General features: G+C 60.7%; 22 protein-coding genes. 12 read left to right on the forward strand and 10 right to left on the reverse strand.

The features are described 5' to 3' along the window. Positions 1-12: 12 nt before the first annotated feature. On the reverse strand, positions 13-861 hold the full coding sequence (gene queF / locus ACEUCR_RS08525; RefSeq protein WP_408789432.1) for an NADPH-dependent 7-cyano-7-deazaguanine reductase QueF: 849 nt from the start codon (positions 859-861) through the stop codon (positions 13-15). Between the two features lie 50 nt (positions 862-911). On the opposite strand from queF, the gene syd reads away from it, so the two are divergent. Beyond that, positions 912-1460 (forward strand): SecY-interacting protein, encoded by a 549-nt coding sequence (syd, locus tag ACEUCR_RS08530; RefSeq protein ID WP_111873772.1) that lies wholly within the window; start codon positions 912-914, stop codon positions 1458-1460. A 186-nt stretch (positions 1461-1646) separates the two neighbouring features. On the opposite strand, the gene ACEUCR_RS08535 is transcribed toward syd, so the two are convergent. The 5 genes from ACEUCR_RS08535 to ACEUCR_RS08555 form a co-directional block, all read right to left on the reverse strand. Continuing rightward, positions 1647-2432 (reverse strand): Zn-ribbon-containing protein, encoded by a 786-nt coding sequence (locus ACEUCR_RS08535; RefSeq protein WP_408789435.1) that lies wholly within the window; start codon positions 2430-2432, stop codon positions 1647-1649. A gap of 19 nt (positions 2433-2451) precedes the next feature. After that, positions 2452-2775, reverse strand: a complete 324-nt coding sequence (locus ACEUCR_RS08540) for a hypothetical protein (RefSeq protein WP_408789437.1) — start codon at positions 2773-2775, stop codon at positions 2452-2454. 117 nt (positions 2776-2892) lie between these two features. Continuing rightward, positions 2893-3123 (reverse strand): DUF2789 domain-containing protein, encoded by a 231-nt coding sequence (locus ACEUCR_RS08545; RefSeq protein ID WP_408789440.1) that lies wholly within the window; start codon positions 3121-3123, stop codon positions 2893-2895. Between the two features lie 69 nt (positions 3124-3192). After that, positions 3193-3495, reverse strand: a complete 303-nt coding sequence (locus ACEUCR_RS08550; RefSeq protein ID WP_041993332.1) for a DUF3301 domain-containing protein — start codon at positions 3493-3495, stop codon at positions 3193-3195. A 16-nt stretch (positions 3496-3511) separates the two neighbouring features. Continuing rightward, on the reverse strand, positions 3512-4540 hold the full coding sequence (locus ACEUCR_RS08555) for a DUF3549 family protein (RefSeq protein WP_041993334.1): 1029 nt from the start codon (positions 4538-4540) through the stop codon (positions 3512-3514). Between the two features lie 262 nt (positions 4541-4802). Between ACEUCR_RS08555 and ACEUCR_RS08560 the strand changes: the two genes are divergently transcribed. The 6 genes from ACEUCR_RS08560 (at position 4803) to ptsG (ending at position 11157) form a co-directional block, all read left to right on the forward strand. Beyond that, a complete protein-coding gene (locus ACEUCR_RS08560; protein WP_041993337.1) occupies positions 4803-5138 on the forward strand; it encodes a YqcC family protein in 336 nt (111 codons plus the stop codon). After that, complete coding sequence (gene truC / locus ACEUCR_RS08565) at positions 5135-5920, forward strand: tRNA pseudouridine(65) synthase TruC (protein ID WP_408747497.1); 786 nt, start codon at positions 5135-5137, stop codon at positions 5918-5920. Before ACEUCR_RS08560 ends, truC begins: the two co-directional genes overlap by 4 nt. Positions 5921-6005: 85 nt before the next feature. Then, complete coding sequence (locus ACEUCR_RS08570) at positions 6006-6470, forward strand: flavodoxin (protein WP_408789443.1); 465 nt, start codon at positions 6006-6008, stop codon at positions 6468-6470. 506 nt (positions 6471-6976) lie between these two features. After that, complete coding sequence (locus ACEUCR_RS08575) at positions 6977-8233, forward strand: maltoporin (protein WP_041993347.1); 1257 nt, start codon at positions 6977-6979, stop codon at positions 8231-8233. Between the two features lie 91 nt (positions 8234-8324). Next, a complete protein-coding gene (locus ACEUCR_RS08580; RefSeq protein WP_041993349.1) occupies positions 8325-9302 on the forward strand; it encodes a MalM family protein in 978 nt (325 codons plus the stop codon). Positions 9303-9726: 424 nt separating this feature from the next. Next, on the forward strand, positions 9727-11157 hold the full coding sequence (gene ptsG, locus ACEUCR_RS08585) for a PTS glucose transporter subunit IIBC (RefSeq protein ID WP_041993352.1): 1431 nt from the start codon (positions 9727-9729) through the stop codon (positions 11155-11157). 150 nt (positions 11158-11307) lie between these two features. On the opposite strand, the gene ACEUCR_RS08590 is transcribed toward ptsG, so the two are convergent. From ACEUCR_RS08590 to map, 4 genes are all read right to left on the reverse strand, one after another. Beyond that, entirely contained in the window at positions 11308-11691 is a 384-nt protein-coding gene (locus ACEUCR_RS08590; RefSeq protein WP_111873777.1) for a DUF3461 family protein, read from the reverse strand. A gap of 171 nt (positions 11692-11862) precedes the next feature. Beyond that, a complete protein-coding gene (gene dapD, locus ACEUCR_RS08595) occupies positions 11863-12690 on the reverse strand; it encodes a 2,3,4,5-tetrahydropyridine-2,6-dicarboxylate N-succinyltransferase (RefSeq protein ID WP_041993357.1) in 828 nt (275 codons plus the stop codon). A gap of 120 nt (positions 12691-12810) precedes the next feature. After that, positions 12811-15450, reverse strand: a complete 2640-nt coding sequence (glnD, locus tag ACEUCR_RS08600; protein ID WP_408789446.1) for a bifunctional uridylyltransferase/uridylyl-removing protein GlnD — start codon at positions 15448-15450, stop codon at positions 12811-12813. Between the two features lie 53 nt (positions 15451-15503). Then, positions 15504-16292 carry a type I methionyl aminopeptidase gene (gene map, locus ACEUCR_RS08605; protein WP_041993364.1) on the reverse strand — a complete coding sequence of 263 codons (789 nt, stop codon included), beginning with the start codon at positions 16290-16292 and terminating at the stop codon, positions 15504-15506. Positions 16293-16653: 361 nt separating this feature from the next. Between map and rpsB the strand changes: the two genes are divergently transcribed. The 5 genes from rpsB to uppS all read left to right on the forward strand — a co-directional run bounded on the left by rpsB (position 16654) and on the right by uppS (position 20665). Next, positions 16654-17382, forward strand: a complete 729-nt coding sequence (rpsB, locus tag ACEUCR_RS08610; protein WP_041993367.1) for a 30S ribosomal protein S2 — start codon at positions 16654-16656, stop codon at positions 17380-17382. Positions 17383-17487: 105 nt separating this feature from the next. Beyond that, on the forward strand, positions 17488-18369 hold the full coding sequence (gene tsf, locus ACEUCR_RS08615; protein ID WP_041993370.1) for a translation elongation factor Ts: 882 nt from the start codon (positions 17488-17490) through the stop codon (positions 18367-18369). Between the two features lie 70 nt (positions 18370-18439). Then, complete coding sequence (gene pyrH, locus ACEUCR_RS08620; protein ID WP_041993373.1) at positions 18440-19174, forward strand: UMP kinase; 735 nt, start codon at positions 18440-18442, stop codon at positions 19172-19174. An 84-nt stretch (positions 19175-19258) separates the two neighbouring features. After that, entirely contained in the window at positions 19259-19816 is a 558-nt protein-coding gene (frr, locus tag ACEUCR_RS08625) for a ribosome recycling factor (protein ID WP_041993374.1), read from the forward strand. A 72-nt stretch (positions 19817-19888) separates the two neighbouring features. After that, a complete protein-coding gene (gene uppS, locus ACEUCR_RS08630; protein ID WP_041993377.1) occupies positions 19889-20665 on the forward strand; it encodes a polyprenyl diphosphate synthase in 777 nt (258 codons plus the stop codon). Positions 20666-20691 lie beyond the last annotated feature (26 nt).

Consider the following 20691-nt stretch of genomic DNA (forward strand, 5'->3'; position numbering starts at 1 on the left):
CGTCCCTCCTGCTTACTGCCGGATCAGGCGCAGGTTCTCGGCGGGTGCTTCCCAGTCGCTGCGAAACGGGTTGATGTCCAGACCGCCACGGCGGGTATAGCGGGCGTAGACGGTCAGCTGGCTCGGGCGGCAGAAGTGTTTGAGGTCGGTGAAGATCCGCTCGATGCACTGCTCGTGGAACTCGTTGTGCTGGCGAAACGAGATGAGATAGCGCAGCAGCTTCTCCCGATCCAGGCGCGGGCCGCGATAGCGGATCACCACTGAGCCCCAGTCTGGCTGGTGGGTGACCAGGCAGTTGGACTTGAGCAGGTGGCTGTGCAGCGTCTCCTCCACCTCCTCGTCCCCGGCGGCGTCCGCCAGCAGGCCGGCATCAAATTCATACTCGTCCACCTCGATATCGAGGTCATCGATGCACTCCCCGGGCAGAGTGGCTATCCGGTGCGGCGCCTGTTCCAGGGGGAAGAGGGTGACCGCCACCGGGGCGCCGGCGCAGGCGCTCAGATCCTGGGTCAGCAGGTCGCGCACCGCCGCCATGCTGGCGCAACGGGTCTGGTTGAAGGAGTTGAGGTAGAGCTTGAACGACTTGGATTCGATGAGGTTCGCGCTGCTGGCGGGCACGCTCACCTCTCCCAGGGCCACCATGGGTTTGCCCTTGCCATTGAGCCAGGAGAGCTCGTACAGGGTCCAGATGTCTGAGCCCTGGAACGGCAGGGGATCCGGCAGGGCGAGGTCGTCACGGTTGAGGCTGCGGGGCACGGGTTGCAGCAGCGCCGGGCTGTACTGGCTGATATAGGCGGACTGCTGGCCCAGGCTCAGGCCCTGCAGGGCTGCGGCATCCTGGTATCTGTCTTGTTTGCTCATGGGATTGATGGTGCAATGGCGAATGTTGTCGCTAATTGTGAGGAATTTCGATGCCGGATCAAGTCTTGTCTGCCCTGACGCACTTTTTGTTGCGCTGGCAGCGGGAGGGGGAGGCGCGGCGCGGGCTGCCTCTGTGCCAGTGGGAGGCGGACTGGCGCTCCCCCTGCGAGCTGGGGGAGCCCAGCGGGGGACAGGTCGCCTGGCGGCCCCATGTTCGCCCCGAGCCCGCCGATTTCAGCGCCATGGAGGCGGCCCTCGAGCTGACCCTGCATCCGAGCGCCAGGCTCTGGTTCGGTCTGGGGTTCAGCCGGCCGCTGCCTTGCCTGTTCAAGGGGTTGCGCCTCGAATTGATCCTGCCCTGGAACGAGCAGGATCTCGACTTGCTGCGGGAGAACCTGATAGGCCACCTGCTGATGCTGCGCAAGCTGAAGCGGACCCCGTCGCTGTTTATCGCCACCACCCGCAACGAGATGACCCTCATCTCCCTGGACAATGAGACAGGCCAGGTGTGGCTGGAGTGGCTCGACTCGGGCCGCCGCCTCGCGCTGGCGCCCTCCCTGCCCGCTTTCCTTGCCCGGCTGGAAACCTTGCCTCACTGAGAGGTGATCTGAATGAAGGGGGGCATGTGAAGTGACTTTGGGGGAGAAGGGACTTTTGCCCTGCCTGCTTTGCTCGCCCGGCTGGAGACCCGGCCCCATCGAGGGGTGATGTGACATCGCCTGAAACGAGAAGGGCCTGGCCGCCATGGCCAGGCCCTTCTGCCATCTGCTTATTGCTGGCGCCCCTCAGTCCTTGAAATCCCAGGAGAGGTTGGAGACGAGTCGACAAGGATCGCACTTGAAGTCGAAGATCTCGTGCAGGGGGGCCTGGAGTGCCCAGTCAGCGCCGCAGCCCGGGCAGGGGCGCGCACGCTCCTCGGCGCCGCTCAGGCCGCCGACCCGATAGAGGTAGTAGTAGACGGGAATGCCGGTCAGGGCCTCAAGCCGCTGGCACAGATCCCGGCCGCGCCGGGCGAGGCGGCTGCCCGTCTCCCCTATTTCGTGCAGGGCCGCGTGTTCGGCGATGGAGCCGTTCATCTGCAGCTGATCGCAGGCCTCCCAATCCTCCTGCCACTTGATGACTTGCTTGTGATCGCCGTTGGCGAGTGCGGGCAGCCGATAGAGGGGGACGGGGGCGAAGTGATCGCCGCAGCGCACCGGCGAGCAGCTGTGGAGGAAGCTGGTATAGAGCAGCAGCCAGCCGGGGCGGGCTTCGCCCTGGGGGCAGGGATCCGTGCTGTCGGAGAGCAGATCCATCCCTTGCAGTTGCAATTTGGGGGCCAGCAGACCGGCCTGGTGCAGCCTCTGCTCGGCCAGGGTCACCAGCTCGCTCTGGTTGTCCGGGTGCAGGCTGTCCTGCTCGGGGCAGACCACCCGGCTGATGAAATGGCCATCGTGGATGCTGGTGGGAAACTCCCGGCCCAGGATCTGGCCCTGATAGCGCAGCATGTCGAGGTAGTTGACGATGGCACCCTCGGCCTCGCCGAGGGAGGTGTCGCGATAGCATTCGAAGGTGAGTTCGAGAATATACATGGTGGATGCTGGGCCTGATTTAGCGGGGCTGGGTCATGAGGGCAAGGAGGTGGTCCAGCTTCTGTTCGAGCCGCGCCAGCCGATCGCTCAGGCTCTGCAGGCTGTGGCCGTCCGCCTCCGGGGTGGCCGAGTCCGACTGAGCGCAAGGCGCCTGGACCTGCGTCTCCTGTGCCGGTTCAGCCTGGGGCGCCTTGAGCTGGGCCTGCTTCCACTGGCTGAGGCCCTTGAGCAGCTCGGCCATGGGGATGGGCTGGCTCAGCCGCGCCTTGATCATGGCGGTGGTAGGACTGATACCGCGGGCCTTGAGCTCGCTGGCAATCTGATGTATTTCGCTGGACGACATGAGGGCTCCTCTGGGGTCTTGGCCGGGGCGGCCCCTGGGCCGGGTTGGTGCGGGGCGGTTGGCGCAGGCAGGGTAAGTCATGGGCTGGCGCTTGTCACTGCCCCGGCGAGCCCGGGGTCATTGGCGCAACAGCACATCGAGCTGATCTATGGTCTCGCTCCAGGCGGCATCATCGCGCAGGGATTCGCGCAGAAAGCTGGCCTGGGACGCATTCCAGAAGGGGGCGTCCGCCAGCGCCATGCCATCGCGCAGGGTATGGCTGTCGATGAAGCGGCGCAGGCTGTCGGCATCGTTGGGCAGCCCCAGCTGGGCAAAGAGGGTGGGCATGTCGTGTACCATGGGGTCCATCTTTCTTCTCCTTGGTGCAAATGCCTAGATTATAGCCGCCCCCTGCCTCGCTTCGTCCGATCGCTGGCGCTATCCCTCGCTCGGCAGCCGGTGGGGGGGCAGCTCGACCCCGGCTATCTTGAGCCCCTGCATGGTGAGGGTGCCAAGGTAGTGGCTCTCGCCATCGCTGCTGAATTCGAACTGGTAGCAGGTGAGCAGGCGCAGGGGGCGATGGGCCAGCTGCCGATGGCTGCGGGCCACCGACAGCAGTTGCAGCTGATGCTGCTGGCAGTAGCGCCTCAGGTATTGCCATGCCAGTTCGGCCTGGCGACGCTGGTGCCAGAAGGCGGATGCCAGCACAACCAGCAGCAGGATCCAGAGCAGTTCTTCCATGATGGGCTCCTTGCGGTCAGCCTGCCTTGAACAGGCGGCCGATGGCGCGGCTGACCGCCTCGCTTCGGGTCGGGCTGCGCAGGGTGGCGAGCACCTGGGGCCGCAACAGGGGCAGGGTGACCAGCTCGGCAAAGACCTGATTGAAGAAGGGGGTCGGCTGTTCGGCCAGTCGCTCGAGGAAGAGATCGAGTAGGGCGGGATCTTGCAGATCCGGCCAGAGCCGGCCGGCGATGGCGAGCAGCAGGCTGGGGCTGGGGTGAGTCTCCAGCAGGGTCAACAGCTTGTTGATGCGCTGGCCGTTGCTGGCGGTGGCGGCGAAGGCGCGGCACAGATAGGCCAGGGTCTCGGGATTGGGGTGAGCCGACTCCTGCTCCCGGGCGATGCGCTCGAGCAGTGCCCCTTGCAGGGCAGGGGGCAGGGGGGCGCTCTCCAGGCTCTGGCACAGGGCGTGCAGCGGCGCCTCGGGCAGGCGCGCCATGGCCTTGCACACCAGGGCCAGGTTGCTCTCCTGTTGCAGGCGCTCGGCGAGATCGGCAAAGCCCTGCAGGCCCAGCTGCTGCCAGCCCTCTTCACTGGGGGCGGCCAGATAGTGGCACAGGGCCTGATAGTAGCCGGAGGGTGCCTGTTCGAGCTGGCATCCCAGCTTGGCGTGCAGGCTGGCCATCTTGGCCTCGGCCGGGCGGAAGGTGTAGGGGTTGTCTGCCAACCGCTTGGCGGTGGCATCGTCCAGCTCGCCGGTCAGCTTGTAGCCCAGGGTCTCGACCACCAGATCCATGAAGTGCTTGGGACCGGCGCTGACGAGCAGACCCCGCTCATCGAGGGCAAACTTGAGGAACCAGAGGTAGTGTTTCTCCTCGGCACGCTGGAAGAAGTGCACCGCGAGCCAGGCGTGTTGCTGCAGGGGCCAGGGGTAGGGGATGGCTTGCTGTTCGACGCGCACGAACTCGGCGCTGTCGAGGGGGCGCACCTGGCGGCCCAGATCGAACAGTTGGAATTGGGTATCGGCCTGGGTCAGGAATTCGGTCAGGGTGTTGATGGCGGTCATGGTATGAAGAGGCTGATGGGTCATGGCCCCCGATTATAAGGAGCCGGCACCAGATAGCCAGCGGCGTGGCCCCTGCCTAACTGTGGCGAGATTGTGTATAGTGGCGCCCCTTTGTGTATCCCCGCCGACGGATCTGCCCCTGCCCGACAGTCATTGATGGCATCCGGCAGCGGATGCGACCGGCCGGGCTATCCCTGATGGTATCTGGCGGCTGATGCGACCGGCCCGATTGAGCAAGGCTCCCGGCCTTGAGGAGTAGATGATGAACAAGTATCTGTTGGTGGCTGGCCTGCTGGGCGAGCTGAGCGCCGAGTTGCAGCGTCTGGATCGCTGGCAGAGCGACCACCCAGGGGAAGAGGCGCTGGCCAGCACGCTGCCGTTTTGCGTCGATACCCTGAGCTTCGATCAGTGGCTGCAGTTCGTGCTGATCCCGCGTATGGAGCAGCTGGTCATGTTGCAGGCACCCCTGCCCGCCAATGTCTCCCTTTATCCCATGGCGAGCGAGAGCTACAAGGAGAACCTGGCGGAGGTGGCCGACCTGCTGCGGCTTATCGCCCGCTTCGATCTGCTGCTCTCCGGCAAGGTGGTGGAAAAATGAGTGAGCCCCTGCCCCCTGGCTCCGAGTCCGGGGAAGATGCGCTGGCGCCGACCCTGCTTTATCAGGATGACTGGCTGGTGGCGGTCAACAAGCCCTCCGGCCTGCTGGTGCACCGCAGCTGGCTCGACAAGGGCGAGACCCGTTTCGCCATGCAGATGACCCGGGATCTCATCGGGGGTCGTCACGTCTATCCCGTGCATCGGCTCGATCGGCCGACCTCGGGCGTGCTGCTCTTTGCCCTGAGCCCCGAGGTGGCCCGCAGCCTGACCGAGGCATTTGCCGGGCGGCGGGTGCACAAGGAGTATCTGGCGCTGGTGCGGGGCTGGGCCCCGGCCCGCGGGCTCATCGATTATCCCCTCAAGGAGCAGCTGGACAAGATAGCCGATGCCTTCGCCGATCCGGACAAGCCCGCCCAGGAGGCGGTGACCAGTTTCAGCCGGTTGCATCAGGTGGAGCTGCCCCATGCGGTGTCCAAGAAGCACGCCACCAGTCGCTACAGCCTGGTGCGCCTGGCGCCCCACACCGGCCGCAAACATCAGCTGCGCCGCCATCTCGATCACCTGTTCCACCCCATCGTCGGGGACACCACCCATGGCGATGGCCGCCACAATCGCTTCTTTCGAGAGCATTTTGACTGCCAGCGCCTGCTGCTGGTGGCGCGCACCCTGAGCTTCGAGCACCCTGTGCTCAAGGTGCCGATGCGGATCCAGGCCCCCCTCGGCGCCGAGCTGCTGAGCCTGTTCGCCAGGTTGGGATGGCCCGCCAGCGAGAGTGATTACTGACCGGCACGCCGCTTCTGCCACCTGGTGCCTTGCCCTGTTCCCCCACTGTGGCATGCTGGGGTCATTCCCCGACTGAGGAGGCAAGATGGCACAGATAGATATAGTAGTGGGCAGCGTCTATGGCGCCGCCTTTCTGGTGGCACAGACGCTGATGGCGTCGTTGGAGGAGCAGGGCCATGAGTGCCGTCTTCACGAGGAGGCGCGCCTCGAAGACATAGACATCAGTCGTTTCCTGCTGCTGGTGTCGGCGACCACGGGCCAGGGGGATATTCCCCCCAACCTGGCCCCCTTTGCCGCCGATCTCAGGGAGAGAGCCCCCTATATGAAGGGGCTCAATTATGCGCTGATCGCCATGGGTGACAGCAGCTATGAGCACTTCTGCGGCGCCGGTCGCCAGCTAGACACCCTGCTTCAGGAGCTGGGGGCCCATGCCCTGCTGCCCCGACTGGAAATAGATGCGACCCAGGTGGACGAGCCGGAAGTGGTGGCGCTCGCCTGGCTGGCTGAGTGGCAAGAGCGCCTCTCGTCAGCACCCGGGGAACATCATTGACGCTTTTATACAAGATAAACGGGCCACTATTTGGCCCGTTATTTTTTGTGGTCTCTTCCTGACGGCAAATATTATTTTTTCCTCATCTGTCTTTCTGAAGCGCCAGCATCCTGATATCCGCCTGGATAAAGTGGGGCTATGCAGACAAGTCGCAAATTTAAAAGTTCCTCATTGAAAGCGATTTCAGTCATGTTTTTGTCATCCCATTGCCACAATCAAGCTTTGTTTTCGTTGCGAAATAATTGTTGGTACCGCTTTCATGTTGGTGTTGTTCGGCTTGAATGGATGTTAATTGGTTAGTTGTTGCTGTATATCGCGTTATTTAGGGTGCTGCTGCTACCTTGGAAAGGTTGGGTGTTATTTGTCCCTGTTTTGTGAAATGGCTCATGTTTGTCCCTATATCACCTACCTATAATCGACCCCGGTTATCACCAAAACGTTTTTATGGTGATAGGAAGTTGAACCTCAGGACACACACTCCACAGCGGGAAATAAGGAAAATGAAAATGAAAGCAAAGTGGCTCCCGATCGCTGCCGCAGTAACCGCAGCCCTGGCTTCTCAAGCCGCCTTCGCCGTTGATTTCCACGGCTACTTCCGTTCCGGTGTCGGCATCTCCGAAGATGGTGACATGCAGACCTTCGACAAGCAGAAGGTAGGTCGTCTGGGTAACGAAAACGAGACCTACGGCGAAGTACAACTGGGCCAAGAGGTCTACAACAAGGATGGCAAGTCCTTCTACGTCGACTCCATGGTCGCCATGGTCAGCAACCAGTCCAACGACTGGGAAGGCACTGGCACCAGCTGCAACTTCGACACCAAGCAGTGTGAAGACGATGCCACTTTCGCCCTGCGTCAGTTCAACGTCCAGGCCAAGGGCGTGCTGGGCTTTGCCCCGGAAGCGACCCTGTGGGCCGGTAAGCGTTACTACCAGCGTCACGACATCCACATCTCCGACTTCTACTACTGGGACGTGTCCGGTGCCGGTGCCGGTATCGAGAACATCCAGGCCGGTCCGGGCAAATTCTCCCTGGCCTGGACCCGCAGCGATGCTGGCGAGCTGAACAACAACATCCTGGATGCCCGTTATGCCGGCATCCCGCTGTGGAGCGACGCTTCCCTGGAGCTGGGTGTTGATTACGCCATCGCCAACCCGACCGACGATCAGGAAAAAGTCAACGACGACATCAAGGATGGCGTCATGGTGACCGCCGAGCTGACCCAGAACCTGCTGGGTGGTTTCAACAAGACCACGCTGCAGTACATGAGCGACAGCTATGCCACCCTGCCGATCTACTACGGTGCCGGTAACTGGACCAGCCAGGATGGCGCCAGCGGCGACGGCTTCCGCATCATCAACTGGGGCGTGCTGCCTGTCGGTGACAAGGTCGAGTTTGGTCACCAGCTGGTCTACGGTCAGTCCAATGACGTGACCATCAACGGTGTGACTGGCTCCGATGCCGATACCTTCTCCGCGGTGATCCGTCCCATGTACAAGTGGGATGACATCCAGAAGACCATCCTGGAGCTGGGCTACTATCGTGACACCCAGGATGTCCGTGATCAGGACAGCCAGGACCGCACTGGTCAGAAGTACACCATCGCTCAGGCCTGGTCCGCCGGTTCCAGCTTCTGGGCCCGTCCGGAAATCCGTGTGTTTGCGTCCTACCTGAAGTCCGGTGGCGACAACGGTCAGACCTTCAATGGCAGCAACAACGACGACAACACCTGGAACTTCGGTATCCAAGCGGAAGCTTGGTGGTAAGCCCGGCTTTCAGTTAAGTTAGTGACTGCCCCCACTTGGGGGCAGTTTCGTTTCGCCGGGTAACGGCCATTGGATTATGGGGACAATAAGAATGACGCTGGTAAAGATGTCGATTGCAGCCGTAGTGACCGCCTGGTTGACCGGTTGTGCGGGTAACATGGGGGTCTCCTTGCAGGAGCATGGCGCCGTGCTGGATAACGCCGATCAGGCCAGGCAAGCCCTTGCCCAGGCCAACAGTTGCTGTGCCGGTTTCAGCGAATTCCAATACGCCAATCTGCCCGAAGGGGAGACGCTGCTGAGCCTGGATGGCAAACAGCCCAGCTACCGCTTCGATGAAGGCATGAGCTATTTTGCCGCCTATCGTCTGCCCAAGGACACGGGGAACCTCTACATCCGCCTGGCCTCTCAGGTCGGCAAGTCAGTCTTGCAGCCCAAGGTCATCATGCTGGATGGCAACTTCAAGGTGACCCGTGTGTTAGGGGAGTCCGTATTTGCTTACCAGCCGGCACACCTGATGGATGGCGATCGTATCGAAGGCAAGGTCTTTGTCGATCGCAGCATGCCGGGCAACCCGGCCAGCGAAACCTATATGGTGGTCTATGCGCCGGCCGATCAGCTGAGCGGCTCCACCACCATACTGCATCCCGCCAAGGCCTTCGCCCGGGCCAACAACACGGTCGAGCCGGCCGTGGCAGATCCGGTGATCCCGCACTCTCCCTGGGGCCTGGTGCAGATAGTGGTCACCGACATGGCCAAGGCGCAGGGCATAGAAGCCGTCTTCAAGCCCGAATATGCCGATAAAGTGGCCCTGAGCCAGGGCCAGCAGGCCAGCACTGCGGCGGCGACGACCGCGGTGGCGGGGACGGCTCTGGTGGCCACGGCGCCGAGCAAGCCGGCGCCCGCCATGCTGAGCGAGACGGAAACCTTCTACAACAGCCAGATCGAAAAAGCGGTGAAGGCTGGCGATATCGACAAGGCGATGCAGCTGGTCAGTGAAGCCGAACGGGCCGGTTCCACCAAGGCGAAGTCTGTGTTTATCGATGCGGTGAAGCGCTCCCAGCAGAAATAACATCATCCGCTGACGTGGTTATATTTATCAGGCCTCCATTGTCGGGGGCCTTTTTAATGGCTATATTGGTTCTACACTAAATGGGATGTCGGTTACACGTGGTTACATTGAGTTTCTTTTTGTGTTGTTTTGGTAAAGAGAAAATACAATAAGAAACGGTAGTTTTCATTGAATTGAAATATAGTTATCCTGCCGGAAATTAATTCTAAAATTCTGCTTTTGTCTTGTGTCAATCATCTTGTGATCTCCTCTCCAAATTTCTTATCTGCTAATTTCTGACTGAAGAATTTCCCTATTTCATGGGGTATATTTCCTTGGTCAAAATAAAAAACACCCGATCCCCCAGTTCTGGTTAGCATTCATGCGGATGATAGGCTTAACTTCGAATGGGTCCGTTAGGGAACAATCATTCAGGAGTACACACATGTTAAAAAATGCTTTCTCTAATCTGCAAAAGGTCGGTAAGGCGCTGATGCTGCCTGTATCGGTCTTGCCCGTTGCAGGTATTCTGCTGGGGGTGGGCGCAGCCCACTTCAGCTGGCTGCCGGAAATCGTCTCCCAACTGATGGAGCAGGCCGGTGGTTCAGTGTTTGGTCAGATGGCCCTGCTGTTCGCCGTGGGCGTGGCCCTTGGCTTTACCAATAACGACGGTGTATCCGGTCTGTCTGCCATCGTCGGCTACGGCATCATGGTCGCAACCCTGAAGGTCATGGCACCTGTGATGGGCGTCGAGAGCATAGACACCGGTGTGCTGGGGGGTATCCTCGCCGGTGGTGTCGCCGCCTGGGCGTTCAACCGTTTCTACAAGATCCAGCTGCCCGAGTACCTCGGCTTCTTCGCCGGCAAGCGTGCCGTGCCCATCATCACCGGCTTCGTCTCCATCGGCCTGGGTGTTGTGCTCTCCTTCATCTGGCCGCCGATCGGTGGTGCCATCGGTGCCTTCTCCGACTGGGCTGCCAACCAGAACCCGGTACTGGCCTTCGGTATCTACGGCGTGGTTGAGCGCTCCCTGATCCCGTTCGGTCTGCACCACATCTGGAACGTCCCCTTCTTCTATCAGGCGGGTACCTGTGTCAACGCTGCTGGCGAAACCGTACACGGCATCATGACCTGCTTCCTGACTGCCGATGACGCTTCCCGTGCTGCCGGTAACGGCTTCGGTCAACTGGCCGGTGGTTACCTGTTCAAGATGTTCGGTCTGCCTGCCGCTGCGTTTGCCATCGCTCACGCTGCCAAGCCGGAAAACCGCGCCAAGATCGTAGGGATCATGGCCTCCGCAGCCCTGACCTCCTTCCTGACCGGTATCACAGAGCCTATCGAGTTCTCCTTCCTGTTCGTCGCACCTGTGCTGTATGCGATTCACGCCCTGCTGGCCGGTCTGGCCTATGTGCTGACCAACTCCCTGGGTGTCGTACACGGTCACACCTTCTCCAACGGCTTCATCGACTTCGTGGTGCAATCACCCCGTGCCGACAACATGCTGTTGCTGGTGGGTCTGGGTCTGGTCTATGCGGTCATCTACTACGTGGTCTTCACCGTGGTCATCCGTGCCATGAACCTGAAAACCCCGGGTCGCGAAGATGAGAGTGCCGAGGAGACCGTGGGTCAGAGCAAGGACGAGATGTCTGCTGCCCTGGTCAGCGCCTTCGGTGGCAAAGAGAACATCGCCTCTCTGGATGCCTGCATCACCCGTCTGCGGGTTGGGGTGAAAGATGTGGCCAAGGTTGACCAGGCGGGTCTGAAGAAGCTGGGCGCCGCCGGTGTGGTGGTGGCAGGCTCCGGTGTGCAAGCCATCTTCGGTACCAAGTCCGACAACCTGAAGACCGACATGGATATCTGGATGAAGAGCAACTAATCCGCTTGCTTGACAGACAGAAGACGAAAAGAGGGAGGCGCTGGCCTCCCTCTTTTCATGTTGGGCATCTGCGGCCCCGGGGCCAAGATGCAACCAAAAGGGTGCCCAGAGGCACCCTTTTGGTTGCCGTGAGCCGGCATTGAGCCGGGCTCAGAGCTTTTCCAGATCCTTTTCTATCTCGCTTATCTTGTTGGCCACCACTTTTTCCAGATGGCGCAGGTCACGCAAAATCTTCTTCTTGAGATCCTGATCCGCCTGGACATGGATCCCCTGGGTCAGGCTGTCGAGCTCATCCACCACGTACTTGAGATTGGCGTTGATCTCGGTGACATCCTTGTACTGGTGGGTGCCCGAGTCCACCAGTATGGTCTTGCGCTGGCGCGGGTACTTGAATTTGACACTCTTGGCGAAGAACTCGCCTTTCTGCTTCTTGAAGTAGATCTTGAGGATGTCGTGGTTGGCTTCCTGGCGCAGGGTATAACTGTCCACCGCAGTGGGATCCTGGATCCCCAAACTCTTCAGATTCTCGTACATTCGACTGTTCCTTGGCTTGAAAGCGTCTTGCCCAGCCATGATAGCCGAGAAAGTACGATCGGCCTGTGACTGGGGCACCAAAATCGGTGGTGCCGTTCAGGCCCGTTCTCGGAAGGCGCTGGAAACGAAAAAGGGCACCCTGGGGTGCCCTTTGTATAGCCATGAAGCCTGTTACTCGTCGATGGAGCGCAGCAGGGCGTTGATGCCGACCTTGGCACGGGTCTTGGCATCCACTTTCTTGACGATGACGGCGGCGTACAGGCTGTACTTGCCGCACTTGGACGGCAGGGAGCCGGAGACCACCACTGAGCCGGCCGGGACGCGGCCATAGTGGATCTCGCCGGTCTCGCGGTCATAGATGCGGGTGGACTGGCCGATGAAGACGCCCATGGAGATGACGGAGCCCTCTTCCACGATGACGCCTTCCACCACTTCGGAGCGAGCACCGATGAAGCAGTTGTCCTCGATGATGGTCGGGTTGGCCTGCAGGGGTTCCAGCACGCCGCCGATGCCGACGCCGCCGGAGAGGTGGACGTTCTTGCCTATCTGGGCGCAGGAGCCGACGGTGGCCCAGGTGTCGACCATGGTGCCCTCATCGACGAAGGCGCCGATGTTGACGTAGGAGGGCATCAGCACGGTATTGGGGGCGATGAAGGAGCCCTTGCGAGCGGTAGCCGGCGGCACCACGCGCACACCCGCTTCCTTGAACTGTTCGGCGCTGTAGTCGGAGAACTTGAGGGGAACCTTGTCGAAGTACTGGGCGTCGTCACCCTTGATGATGCCGTTGTCATTGATGCGAAAATAGAGCAGCACCGCTTTTTTCAGCCACTGGTGGACGACCCACTCGCCGGCGATCTTCTCGGCGACCCGGGCCTTTCCGCTGTCCAGCAGCTCGATGGCTTGCAGTATGGCGGCCTTGGTGGCGCCGTCTACCGTGCCAGGGGTGATGGTGTCGCGGCGCTCGAAGGCCGACTCAATGATCTGTTGCAACTCGGTCATGGTGGGGTTCCTTTGAAAAAATTCTGTTTGTTGTATCACACTTTTCCCGCCGGTTTTAAGGGGGAGGGGGGATTTCTTCCCCAGAACTGCGGCGGGCGTGGCCCAATAGGTTCACTTGGCTCAGGCTTCCTGCTCCTGGGGGTTGAGCTGATGCACCAGCTTCTCTTCCAGGGCCCGCTGCTCTTGCTGGGTCAGGGGCTCACCATCGCGATTGGTCAGGCTGAAGAAATCCTCGACCCGCTCCCCTATGGTGGTGATCTTGGCGGCATGCAGGGAGAGGCCGCACTGCTGGAACACGGCGCCGATACGGGCCAGCAGGCCGGGGGTATCCAGGGCGGTCAGCTCCAGCAGGGTGTGGCGGTTCTCGCCCTTGTGGGGCAGGAACACCACCCGGGTCGGCACCATGAACTGGCGATGGCGCCGTGACAGGGGTTTGTTGCGCAATACCAGTCTGCCCGGCTCCTGCAGGGCTTTTTCCAGCGCCTTCTTGATGGTGGCGGTGCGGTTCGGGCTGATGGGCTCGCCATTGGGCTCGAGCACGATGAAGGTGTCGAGCACATAGCCGCTGCGGGAGCTCATGATCTGGGCGTCGTGGATGTTGAGGTTCTTCTGATCCAGGGCCGAGGCCACGGTGGCGAACAGGTTCGGGGTGTCGCGGCAGTAGATGAACACCTCGCTGCCCCCCCGGGTCGGGTGCTTGCCTATGGTGACCAGGGGCGTCTCGCCGGCCCCCTCCTGCTCCAGGATATGGCGGCTGTGCCAGGCGATCTGCTCCGGGCTGTGGCGCAGGAAGTAGTCGGCCTTGAAGTCGCTCCACAGGGCTGTGATGGAGGCATCGTCCAGGTGGCGCTGGCCGAGCAGCTGGCGCGCTTGGCGCTGGTTTTCACGGATGCGCAGCCGAATGTCGGGAGGATTCTCCAGCCCCTGGCGCAGCGCCTTCTGGGTGGAGAAATAGAGCTCCCGCAGCAGGGTGCCCTTCCAGTCGTTCCACAGGGTATCGTTGGTGGCGCAGATATCGGCCACCGTCAGGCAGTAGAGCAGATCCAGATGCTGTTCATCGCGCACCTTCTGGGCGAAGTCGGTGACCACGTCCGGGTCGTGGATATCCCGGCGCTGGGCGGTGACCGACATCAGCAGGTGGTGGCGCACCAGCCAGGCCACCAGGCGACTCTCGTAGCGATCCAGGCCGTGCAGCTGACAGAACTCCAGGGCATCGACGGCGCCAAGCTCGGAGTGATCCCCGCGTCGCCCCTTGGCGATGTCGTGGAACAGGGCGGCGATGCAGAGCAGCTCCGGCTTGCGCAGCCGATTGAAGATCTCGTGGCAGAGCGGGTGGGTCTGGCGGCTGGCCGGATTGGGAAACTGGTGGATGTTCTTGAGCAGCCGATGGGTGTGCTCGTCCACCGTGTAGGCGTGAAACATGTCGAACTGCATCTGGCCGACGATGAGGTTCCACTGGGGCAGGTAGGCCGCCAGGATCCCGTATTTGTGCATCAGGGTGAGGGGCTGGCCTATGCCGCCGGGGTGGCGCAACAGCGCCATGAACAGGCGCCGGCACTCGGGGATCTCCTGCAGCCAGCAGTCGAGCTTGCGCCGCGCCTCCCGCAGCTGGCGCAGGGTGGCGGAGTGGATGCCGGCTATCTCGGGGTGCTGGGCTATCTGGTAGAAGAGCCGCAGGATGGCGGCGGGATCGCGGCCAAACAGCTCGGCATCCACCGCATCGATGAGGCGGCCGCGCAGCTGGAACTCGTCGCTGATGCGGCGCACGTCCATGGCGGTGTTGCCGAGAATGGCCTCGTCAAACAGCTGCAGCAGCATCTCGTTGAGCTCGGAGACCCGGCGCACCGTCTGGTAGAAGCGCTTCATCATCTGCTCCACCGGCCGGTTGCCTTCTCCCTCGAAGCCGAGCATCTCGGCCACGGTGCGCTGCCTGTCGAACAGCAGCCGGTTGTCGCCCCGGTTGATGGCCATGTGCAGGGCGAAGCGCACCTTCCAGAGGAAATTCTGGCAGTCGAGCAGCTCCCGGTACTCGGCCCGGTTGAGGAAGCCGTGGCTGGTCATCTCGAACAGGGTGGTGGCGCCGAAGTGGCGGCGGGCGACCCAGGCCAGGGTCTGGATATCCCGCAGCCCCCCCGGGTTGCTCTTGAGGTCGGGCTCGAGCTTGTAGGCCGTGCCGAGGAACTGCTGGTGGCGCTGGGCCTGTTCGGCGCGCTTGGCGCGGAAAAAATCCTCGCTCGACCAGAACACCTCTGGGCGGGTCGCCCGCTGCAGCGCCTCGAAGCCGGCCTGATTGCCGGTGATGTAGCGCGCCTCTATGAGGTTGGTGGCGACCGTGATGTCGGCCAGCCCCTGCTCGATGCACTCGGCCAGGTTGCGCACCGACTGGCCCACCTCCAGCTTGAGATCCCAGAGCAGGGTGATGAACTCGCCGATGCGCTGACCCAGGGCCTCATCCAGCTCATCCCCCTGGTAGAGGATCAGCAGGTCGATGTCGGAGTGGGGGTGCAGTTCGCCCCGGCCATAACCGCCGACCGCGATCAGGGTGAGGTGGTTCTCCTGATCGAAGCCGAACTTGTGCCACAGCCGGGTCAGCAGCTGATCCATGTAGAGGGAGCGGGTGGCGACCAGCTCTATGATGTTGTCACCGGCATCGAAGCGCTCGTGCAACCAGCCGAGGAAACGGGTCAGGTACTCTTTGCAGTTGTCCCGACCGAGGTCGTCATCGGGGAGCAGGTGGGGGGAAAGCAGGCTGGCGTCCATGGCATCTCGTCATCTTGAAAACACAAACCCCGGCGCGGGGCCGGGGTTTGATGTTAACCGTGTTTGATATGGCGGTCGATAGTGTCGTCGGGGCGCAGGGTCAGCACCTCGCAACCATCCTCGGTCACCAGCAGGGTGTGTTCCCACTGGGCGGAGTCGCCGCCATCCTTGGTGGTGACAGTCCAGCCATCTTTCGGGTTGGTGCGGCAGTGGTATTTCTTGCTGTTGACCATGGGCTCTATGGTGAAGCACATGCCCGGCTTGAGCTCCAGCTTGCCACTGTTGCGATAGTGCAGGATCTGCGGCTCTTCGTGGAATTCGGCGCCGATGCCGTGGCCGCAGTAGTCGCGCACCACGGAGAAGCCCGCCTGCTCGACGATGGGCTGGATCACGGCGCCGATCTCGGTGATGCACATGCCGGGGCGCACCCGCTTGATGGCGGCGTACAGGCTTTCCTGGGCCACCTTGCACAGCTGACGGCGCAGGGGCGTGGTCTGGCCGACGATGAACATGGCGGAGGTGTCGCCGTGGAAACCATCCTTGATGACGGTGATGTCCAGGTTGATGATGTCCCCTTCCCGCAACTTCTTGTGGTTGGGGATGCCGTGACAGATGACGTCGTTGACCGAGGTGCAGATGGACTTGGGGAAACCGTGGTAGTTCAGGGGCGCGGGTATGGCCTGCTGGACATCGACGATGAAGTCATGGCACAGAGTGTTGAGCTCGTCAGTGGTGACGCCAGCCTTGACGTGGGGGGCTATCATCACCAGCACATCGGCGGCCAGCTGGCCGGCAACGCGCATCTTTTCAATCTCTTCCGGCGTCTTGATTTTAATGGACATGGGATCTCTCTTGCGGCCTGGTTCCTCGCCGGCATGGCCGACAACAAGCAGGTAATGAAAAATAGATGCGTTTGCAATCAGGGCAAAATTTTATCCGCAACCCCCGCCGACTTCCAGTGTGATTGTCATCACAGGGTCAAATCTCTGGCACAGAGTGAAGCTCGGGCACCCGTTTTTAGCACGGCTGCCGGTGGCGCCTGAGGCAAACTTGTGATATAAAGCGCGCCGGAACCGGAACTACTGATCCGGTTTCATCACCCTTAATCAATAACACACACACATCGACACCTGTACCGGGGTGCCCCTCTGGGGTCGGTTACATGGGATGTGTGGAGGCCTAACCCCAATACAGAGGTATAAAATGGCTAAAGTTTCTATGCGCGACATGCTGCAAGCCGGCGTTCACTTCGGTCACCAGACTCGTTACTGGAACCCGAAAATGAAATCCTACATCTTCGGTGCCCGCAGCAAGGTTCACATCATCAACCTGGAAAAAACCGTTCCTATGTTTGATGAAGCCATGAACTTCGTGAGCTCCGTTGCCGCCAAGAAAGGCAAGGTACTGTTCGTTGGTACCAAGCGTGCCGCGTCTGAAGCCGTCAAAGAAGCTGCTGCTCGTTGCGATCAGTTCTATGTGAACCATCGCTGGCTGGGCGGCATGCTGACCAACTGGAAAACCGTTCGTCAGTCCATCAAGCGTCTGAAAGATCTGGAAACCCAGAGCCAGGACGGTACCTTCGAAAAGCTGACCAAGAAAGAGGCGCTGATGCGTACTCGCGAAATGGAAAAGCTGGAGAAGAGCCTGGGTGGTATCAAGAACATGGGCGGCCTGCCTGACGTTCTGTTCGTGATCGATGCCGACCACGAGCACATCGCTATCAAAGAAGCCAACAACCTGGGTATCCCGGTTGTCTCCATCGTTGATACCAACTCCAATCCGGACGGCGTTGATTACGTCATCCCGGGTAACGACGATGCGATCCGTGCCGTTCAACTGTACCTGAACGCTGCTGCTGATACCGTACTGGAAGCGCGCGCTCAAGACATCGTTGTTCAAGCCGAACAAGATGGCTTCGTTGAAGCTGAGTAATTGATAAGGTCTGTTAAAGCCCTTATTAACCAAGCTGATGTAATTGGTTAGCAGGGGCCCTTGTGGCCCCTGTTTCTTGATAACTCGAGACCGAGGATACTGGACATGGCAAATATTTCCGCCGCCCTGGTGAAAGAACTGCGCGAGCGCACCGCCGCTGGCATGATGGATTGCAAAAAAGCGCTGGAAGAAGCCAACGGTGATATCGAACTGGCTATCGAAAACATGCGCAAATCTGGTCAGGCCAAAGCCGCCAAGAAAGCGGGCCGTATCGCCGCCGAAGGCGTGATCTTTGCCCGTACCGAAGGCAAGGTTGCCGTGATGATCGAGCTGAACTGCGAGACCGACTTCGTCTCCAAGGATGCCGGCTTCCTGGCCATGGGTCAGAAGATCGTCGAGATCGCTGCCACCCAGAAAATTGCTGACGTTGACGCCCTGAAAGCGGCCGACTTCGGCAACGGCGAGACCGTCGAGCTGACCATCACCAACCTGATCGCCAAGATCGGTGAGAACATGAACCTGCGTCGCGTGATGCTGGTGGAAGGTGACAACCTGGGTACCTACGTGCACGGTTCCCGCATCGGTGTTATCACCAAGCTGACCGGTGGTTCCGACGAGCTGGCCAAAGATCTGGCCATGCACGTTGCTGCCAACAGCCCGCAGTTCGTCAAGCCCGAAGATGTGTCTGCCGAAGTCGTTGCCAAAGAGCGCGAAATCCAGATCGACATCGCCATCAACTCCGGCAAGCCGAAAGAGATCGCCGAGAAGATGGTTGAAGGCCGCATGAAGAAGTTCACCGGTGAGGTATCCCTGACTGGTCAACCCTTCGTCAAGGATCCGTCCATGACCGTTGCCGAGCTGCTGAAGAAAGAAGGTGCTGACGTTGTCTCCTTCACTCGCTTCGAAGTAGGCGAAGGCATCGAGAAGCAGGAAACTGACTTCGCTGCCGAAGTTGCTGCCCAGATCGCGGCTGCTCAGAAGGCATAACCGAACCGGTTTTCGCTAACTCCAGACCGCGACTTATGTCGCGGTCTTTATATGACCAGGAATCAGTGACATGAGTACCAATCCCAAACCTGCATACAGACGCGTTCTTCTTAAGTTGAGTGGTGAGGCCCTGCAAGGCGCAGAAGGCTTCGGCATCGATCCGGCAGTACTGGATCGCATGGCCCAAGAGATCAAGGAACTGGTTGAGCTGGGTGTTCAGGTCGGTCTGGTCATCGGCGGCGGCAACCTGTTCCGGGGTGCCGGTCTTGCCAAGGCGGGCATGAACCGCGTGGTGGGTGACCACATGGGTATGCTGGCGACCGTGATGAACGGCCTGGCCATGCGTGATGCCCTGCATCGTGCTTATGTGAATGCCCGTCTGATGTCTGCCATCTCCCTGCAGGGCATCTGTGACTCCTATGTCTGGGCCGAGGCGATCAGCCAGCTGCGCGCCGGCAAGGTCGTCATTTTCTCCGCCGGTACCGGCAACCCCTTCTTCACGACCGATTCTGCGGCCTGCCTGCGCGGGATCGAGATCGAGGCTGACGTCGTGCTCAAGGCCACCAAGGTCGACGGTGTTTACAGCGATGATCCGGTTAAGAATCCGGACGCCGTGCTGTATCATGAGCTGAGCTATGACGAAGTGCTTGATAAAGAACTCAAAGTAATGGATCTTGCCGCCTTTACCCTGGCGCGTGACCACGACCTGCCGATCCGGGTGTTCAACATGAACAAGCCGGGCGCCCTGCGTCGGGTTATCATGGGTGAGCCGGAAGGCACCCTGATCCACCACATTGGTAAATGAGCCGACAGGACTCTTATCCATTACGTCAGTAAATAAGTCAGAAACGGACCCGTTGCGGGTTCGTTCGCCAAAAGGAAAACCACTGTGATCAACGAGATTAAAAACGACGCCAAGGACCGCATGTCCAAGAGCGTAGAATCGCTCAAATCCCAGATGTCCAAGATCCGTACTGGCCGCGCTCACCCGAGCCTGCTCGACGGCATCCAGGTTGAGTACTATGGCGCAGCGACTCCGCTCAAGCAGTTGGCCAACGTGGTGGCTGAAGATGCCCGCACCCTGTCCATCTCCATCTTCGATCGCTCCATGATCCAGGCGGTGGAAAAAGCCATCCTGACCTCGGATCTGGGCCTGAACCCGTCCAGCAACGGCCAGACCCTGCGGGTGCCGCTGCCGCCGCTGACCGAAGAGCGCCGCAAGGATCTGACCAAGATCGTCCGTGCCGAGGCCGAAGGTGCCCGCGTCGCCGTGCGCAACATCCGCCGCGATGCCAACGCAGACCTGAAAGCGCTGCTCAAGGACAAGGAGATCTCCGAAGACGACGACCGTCGTGCCCAGGAAGAGATCCAGAAACTCACCGATTCCTTCGTCAAGCTGGTGGATGAAGCCCTGGCCGCGAAGGAAAAGGAGCTAATGGAAATCTAAGGCTCTGACAGGTATATTACGAGCGCCGTGTAGTGCCCCTGCACGGCGCTTTTGTCTTTGTGGGAGAAATGAATGTCGCGTTTGGCAGCGTTAGGCGATAGCGCCAACCAGTGTCTGCCCCGTCATGTGGCCATCATCATGGATGGCAACGGGCGCTGGGCCGAGAACCGTGGCAAGATGCGGGTCTATGGGCACAAGGCCGGCGTCAAGGCCGTGCGGGCTGCCGTCACCTTTGCCGCTCAGGCCAAGATGGAAGCCTTGACTCTGTTTGCGTTCTCCAGCGAGAACTGGCGTCGCCCGGAAGGGGAGGTCAGTGCCCTGATGGAACTCTTTCTCACCGTATTGGGCAGCGAGGTCAAGAAGCTGCACAGCCATGGCATCCGCTTGCGGGTCATCGGCGATACCTCGCGTTTCAGCGAGCGGCTGCGAGGCAAGATCGCCAAGGCGGAGGCGCTGACCGATGGCAACACAGGTCTGACCCTCAACATCGCAGCCAACTACGGCGGCCAGTGGGACATAGCCCAGGCGGCGCGCCAACTGGCACGGGCCGTGGCGGCCGGCGAGCTGCAGGCCGACGAGATAGATGAGACACGACTGGGGCAAGCCATCTGCATGGCGGACCTGCCTGCGGTCGATCTGCTGATCCGCACCGGTGGTGATCACCGCATCAGCAACTTTTTGTTATGGCAGCTCGCCTATGCCGAGCTCCATTTTACCCCTGTGTTATGGCCCGACTTTGACGAGGCCGAGTTCAGTGAGGCAGTTGCCTCTTTCGTGGCCCGCGAGCGTCGCTTCGGGTGTACGGGTGAACAGATCCGGGAATTGATCGCCGCGCAACAGACCGGCTAAACCCCGCTCCCAAGAGAGAGGTTTCT

The organism is Aeromonas bivalvium (genome assembly GCF_046078285.1).
Classification (GTDB): Bacteria; Pseudomonadota; Gammaproteobacteria; order Enterobacterales; family Aeromonadaceae; genus Aeromonas; species Aeromonas bivalvium.

Bases quoted from the DNA above. Each gene is read 5' to 3' on its own strand.
- queF (WP_408789432.1), bottom strand. From the start codon at position 861: ATGAGCAAACAAGACAGATACCAGGATGCCGCAGCCCTGCAGGGCCTG.
- syd (WP_111873772.1), top strand. From the start codon at position 912: ATGCCGGATCAAGTCTTGTCTGCCCTGACGCACTTTTTGTTGCGCTGG.
- ACEUCR_RS08535 (WP_408789435.1), bottom strand. From the start codon at position 2,432: ATGTATATTCTCGAACTCACCTTCGAATGCTATCGCGACACCTCCCTC.
- ACEUCR_RS08540 (WP_408789437.1), bottom strand. From the start codon at position 2,775: ATGTCGTCCAGCGAAATACATCAGATTGCCAGCGAGCTCAAGGCCCGC.
- ACEUCR_RS08545 (WP_408789440.1), bottom strand. From the start codon at position 3,123: ATGGACCCCATGGTACACGACATGCCCACCCTCTTTGCCCAGCTGGGG.
- ACEUCR_RS08550 (WP_041993332.1), bottom strand. From the start codon at position 3,495: ATGGAAGAACTGCTCTGGATCCTGCTGCTGGTTGTGCTGGCATCCGCC.
- ACEUCR_RS08555 (WP_041993334.1), bottom strand. From the start codon at position 4,540: ATGACCGCCATCAACACCCTGACCGAATTCCTGACCCAGGCCGATACC.
- ACEUCR_RS08560 (WP_041993337.1), top strand. From the start codon at position 4,803: ATGAACAAGTATCTGTTGGTGGCTGGCCTGCTGGGCGAGCTGAGCGCC.
- truC (WP_408747497.1), top strand. From the start codon at position 5,135: ATGAGTGAGCCCCTGCCCCCTGGCTCCGAGTCCGGGGAAGATGCGCTG.
- ACEUCR_RS08570 (WP_408789443.1), top strand. From the start codon at position 6,006: ATGGCACAGATAGATATAGTAGTGGGCAGCGTCTATGGCGCCGCCTTT.
- ACEUCR_RS08575 (WP_041993347.1), top strand. From the start codon at position 6,977: ATGAAAGCAAAGTGGCTCCCGATCGCTGCCGCAGTAACCGCAGCCCTG.
- ACEUCR_RS08580 (WP_041993349.1), top strand. From the start codon at position 8,325: ATGACGCTGGTAAAGATGTCGATTGCAGCCGTAGTGACCGCCTGGTTG.
- ptsG (WP_041993352.1), top strand. From the start codon at position 9,727: ATGTTAAAAAATGCTTTCTCTAATCTGCAAAAGGTCGGTAAGGCGCTG.
- ACEUCR_RS08590 (WP_111873777.1), bottom strand. From the start codon at position 11,691: ATGTACGAGAATCTGAAGAGTTTGGGGATCCAGGATCCCACTGCGGTG.
- dapD (WP_041993357.1), bottom strand. From the start codon at position 12,690: ATGACCGAGTTGCAACAGATCATTGAGTCGGCCTTCGAGCGCCGCGAC.
- glnD (WP_408789446.1), bottom strand. From the start codon at position 15,450: ATGGACGCCAGCCTGCTTTCCCCCCACCTGCTCCCCGATGACGACCTC.
- map (WP_041993364.1), bottom strand. From the start codon at position 16,292: ATGTCCATTAAAATCAAGACGCCGGAAGAGATTGAAAAGATGCGCGTT.
- rpsB (WP_041993367.1), top strand. From the start codon at position 16,654: ATGGCTAAAGTTTCTATGCGCGACATGCTGCAAGCCGGCGTTCACTTC.
- tsf (WP_041993370.1), top strand. From the start codon at position 17,488: ATGGCAAATATTTCCGCCGCCCTGGTGAAAGAACTGCGCGAGCGCACC.
- pyrH (WP_041993373.1), top strand. From the start codon at position 18,440: ATGAGTACCAATCCCAAACCTGCATACAGACGCGTTCTTCTTAAGTTG.
- uppS (WP_041993377.1), top strand. From the start codon at position 19,889: ATGTCGCGTTTGGCAGCGTTAGGCGATAGCGCCAACCAGTGTCTGCCC.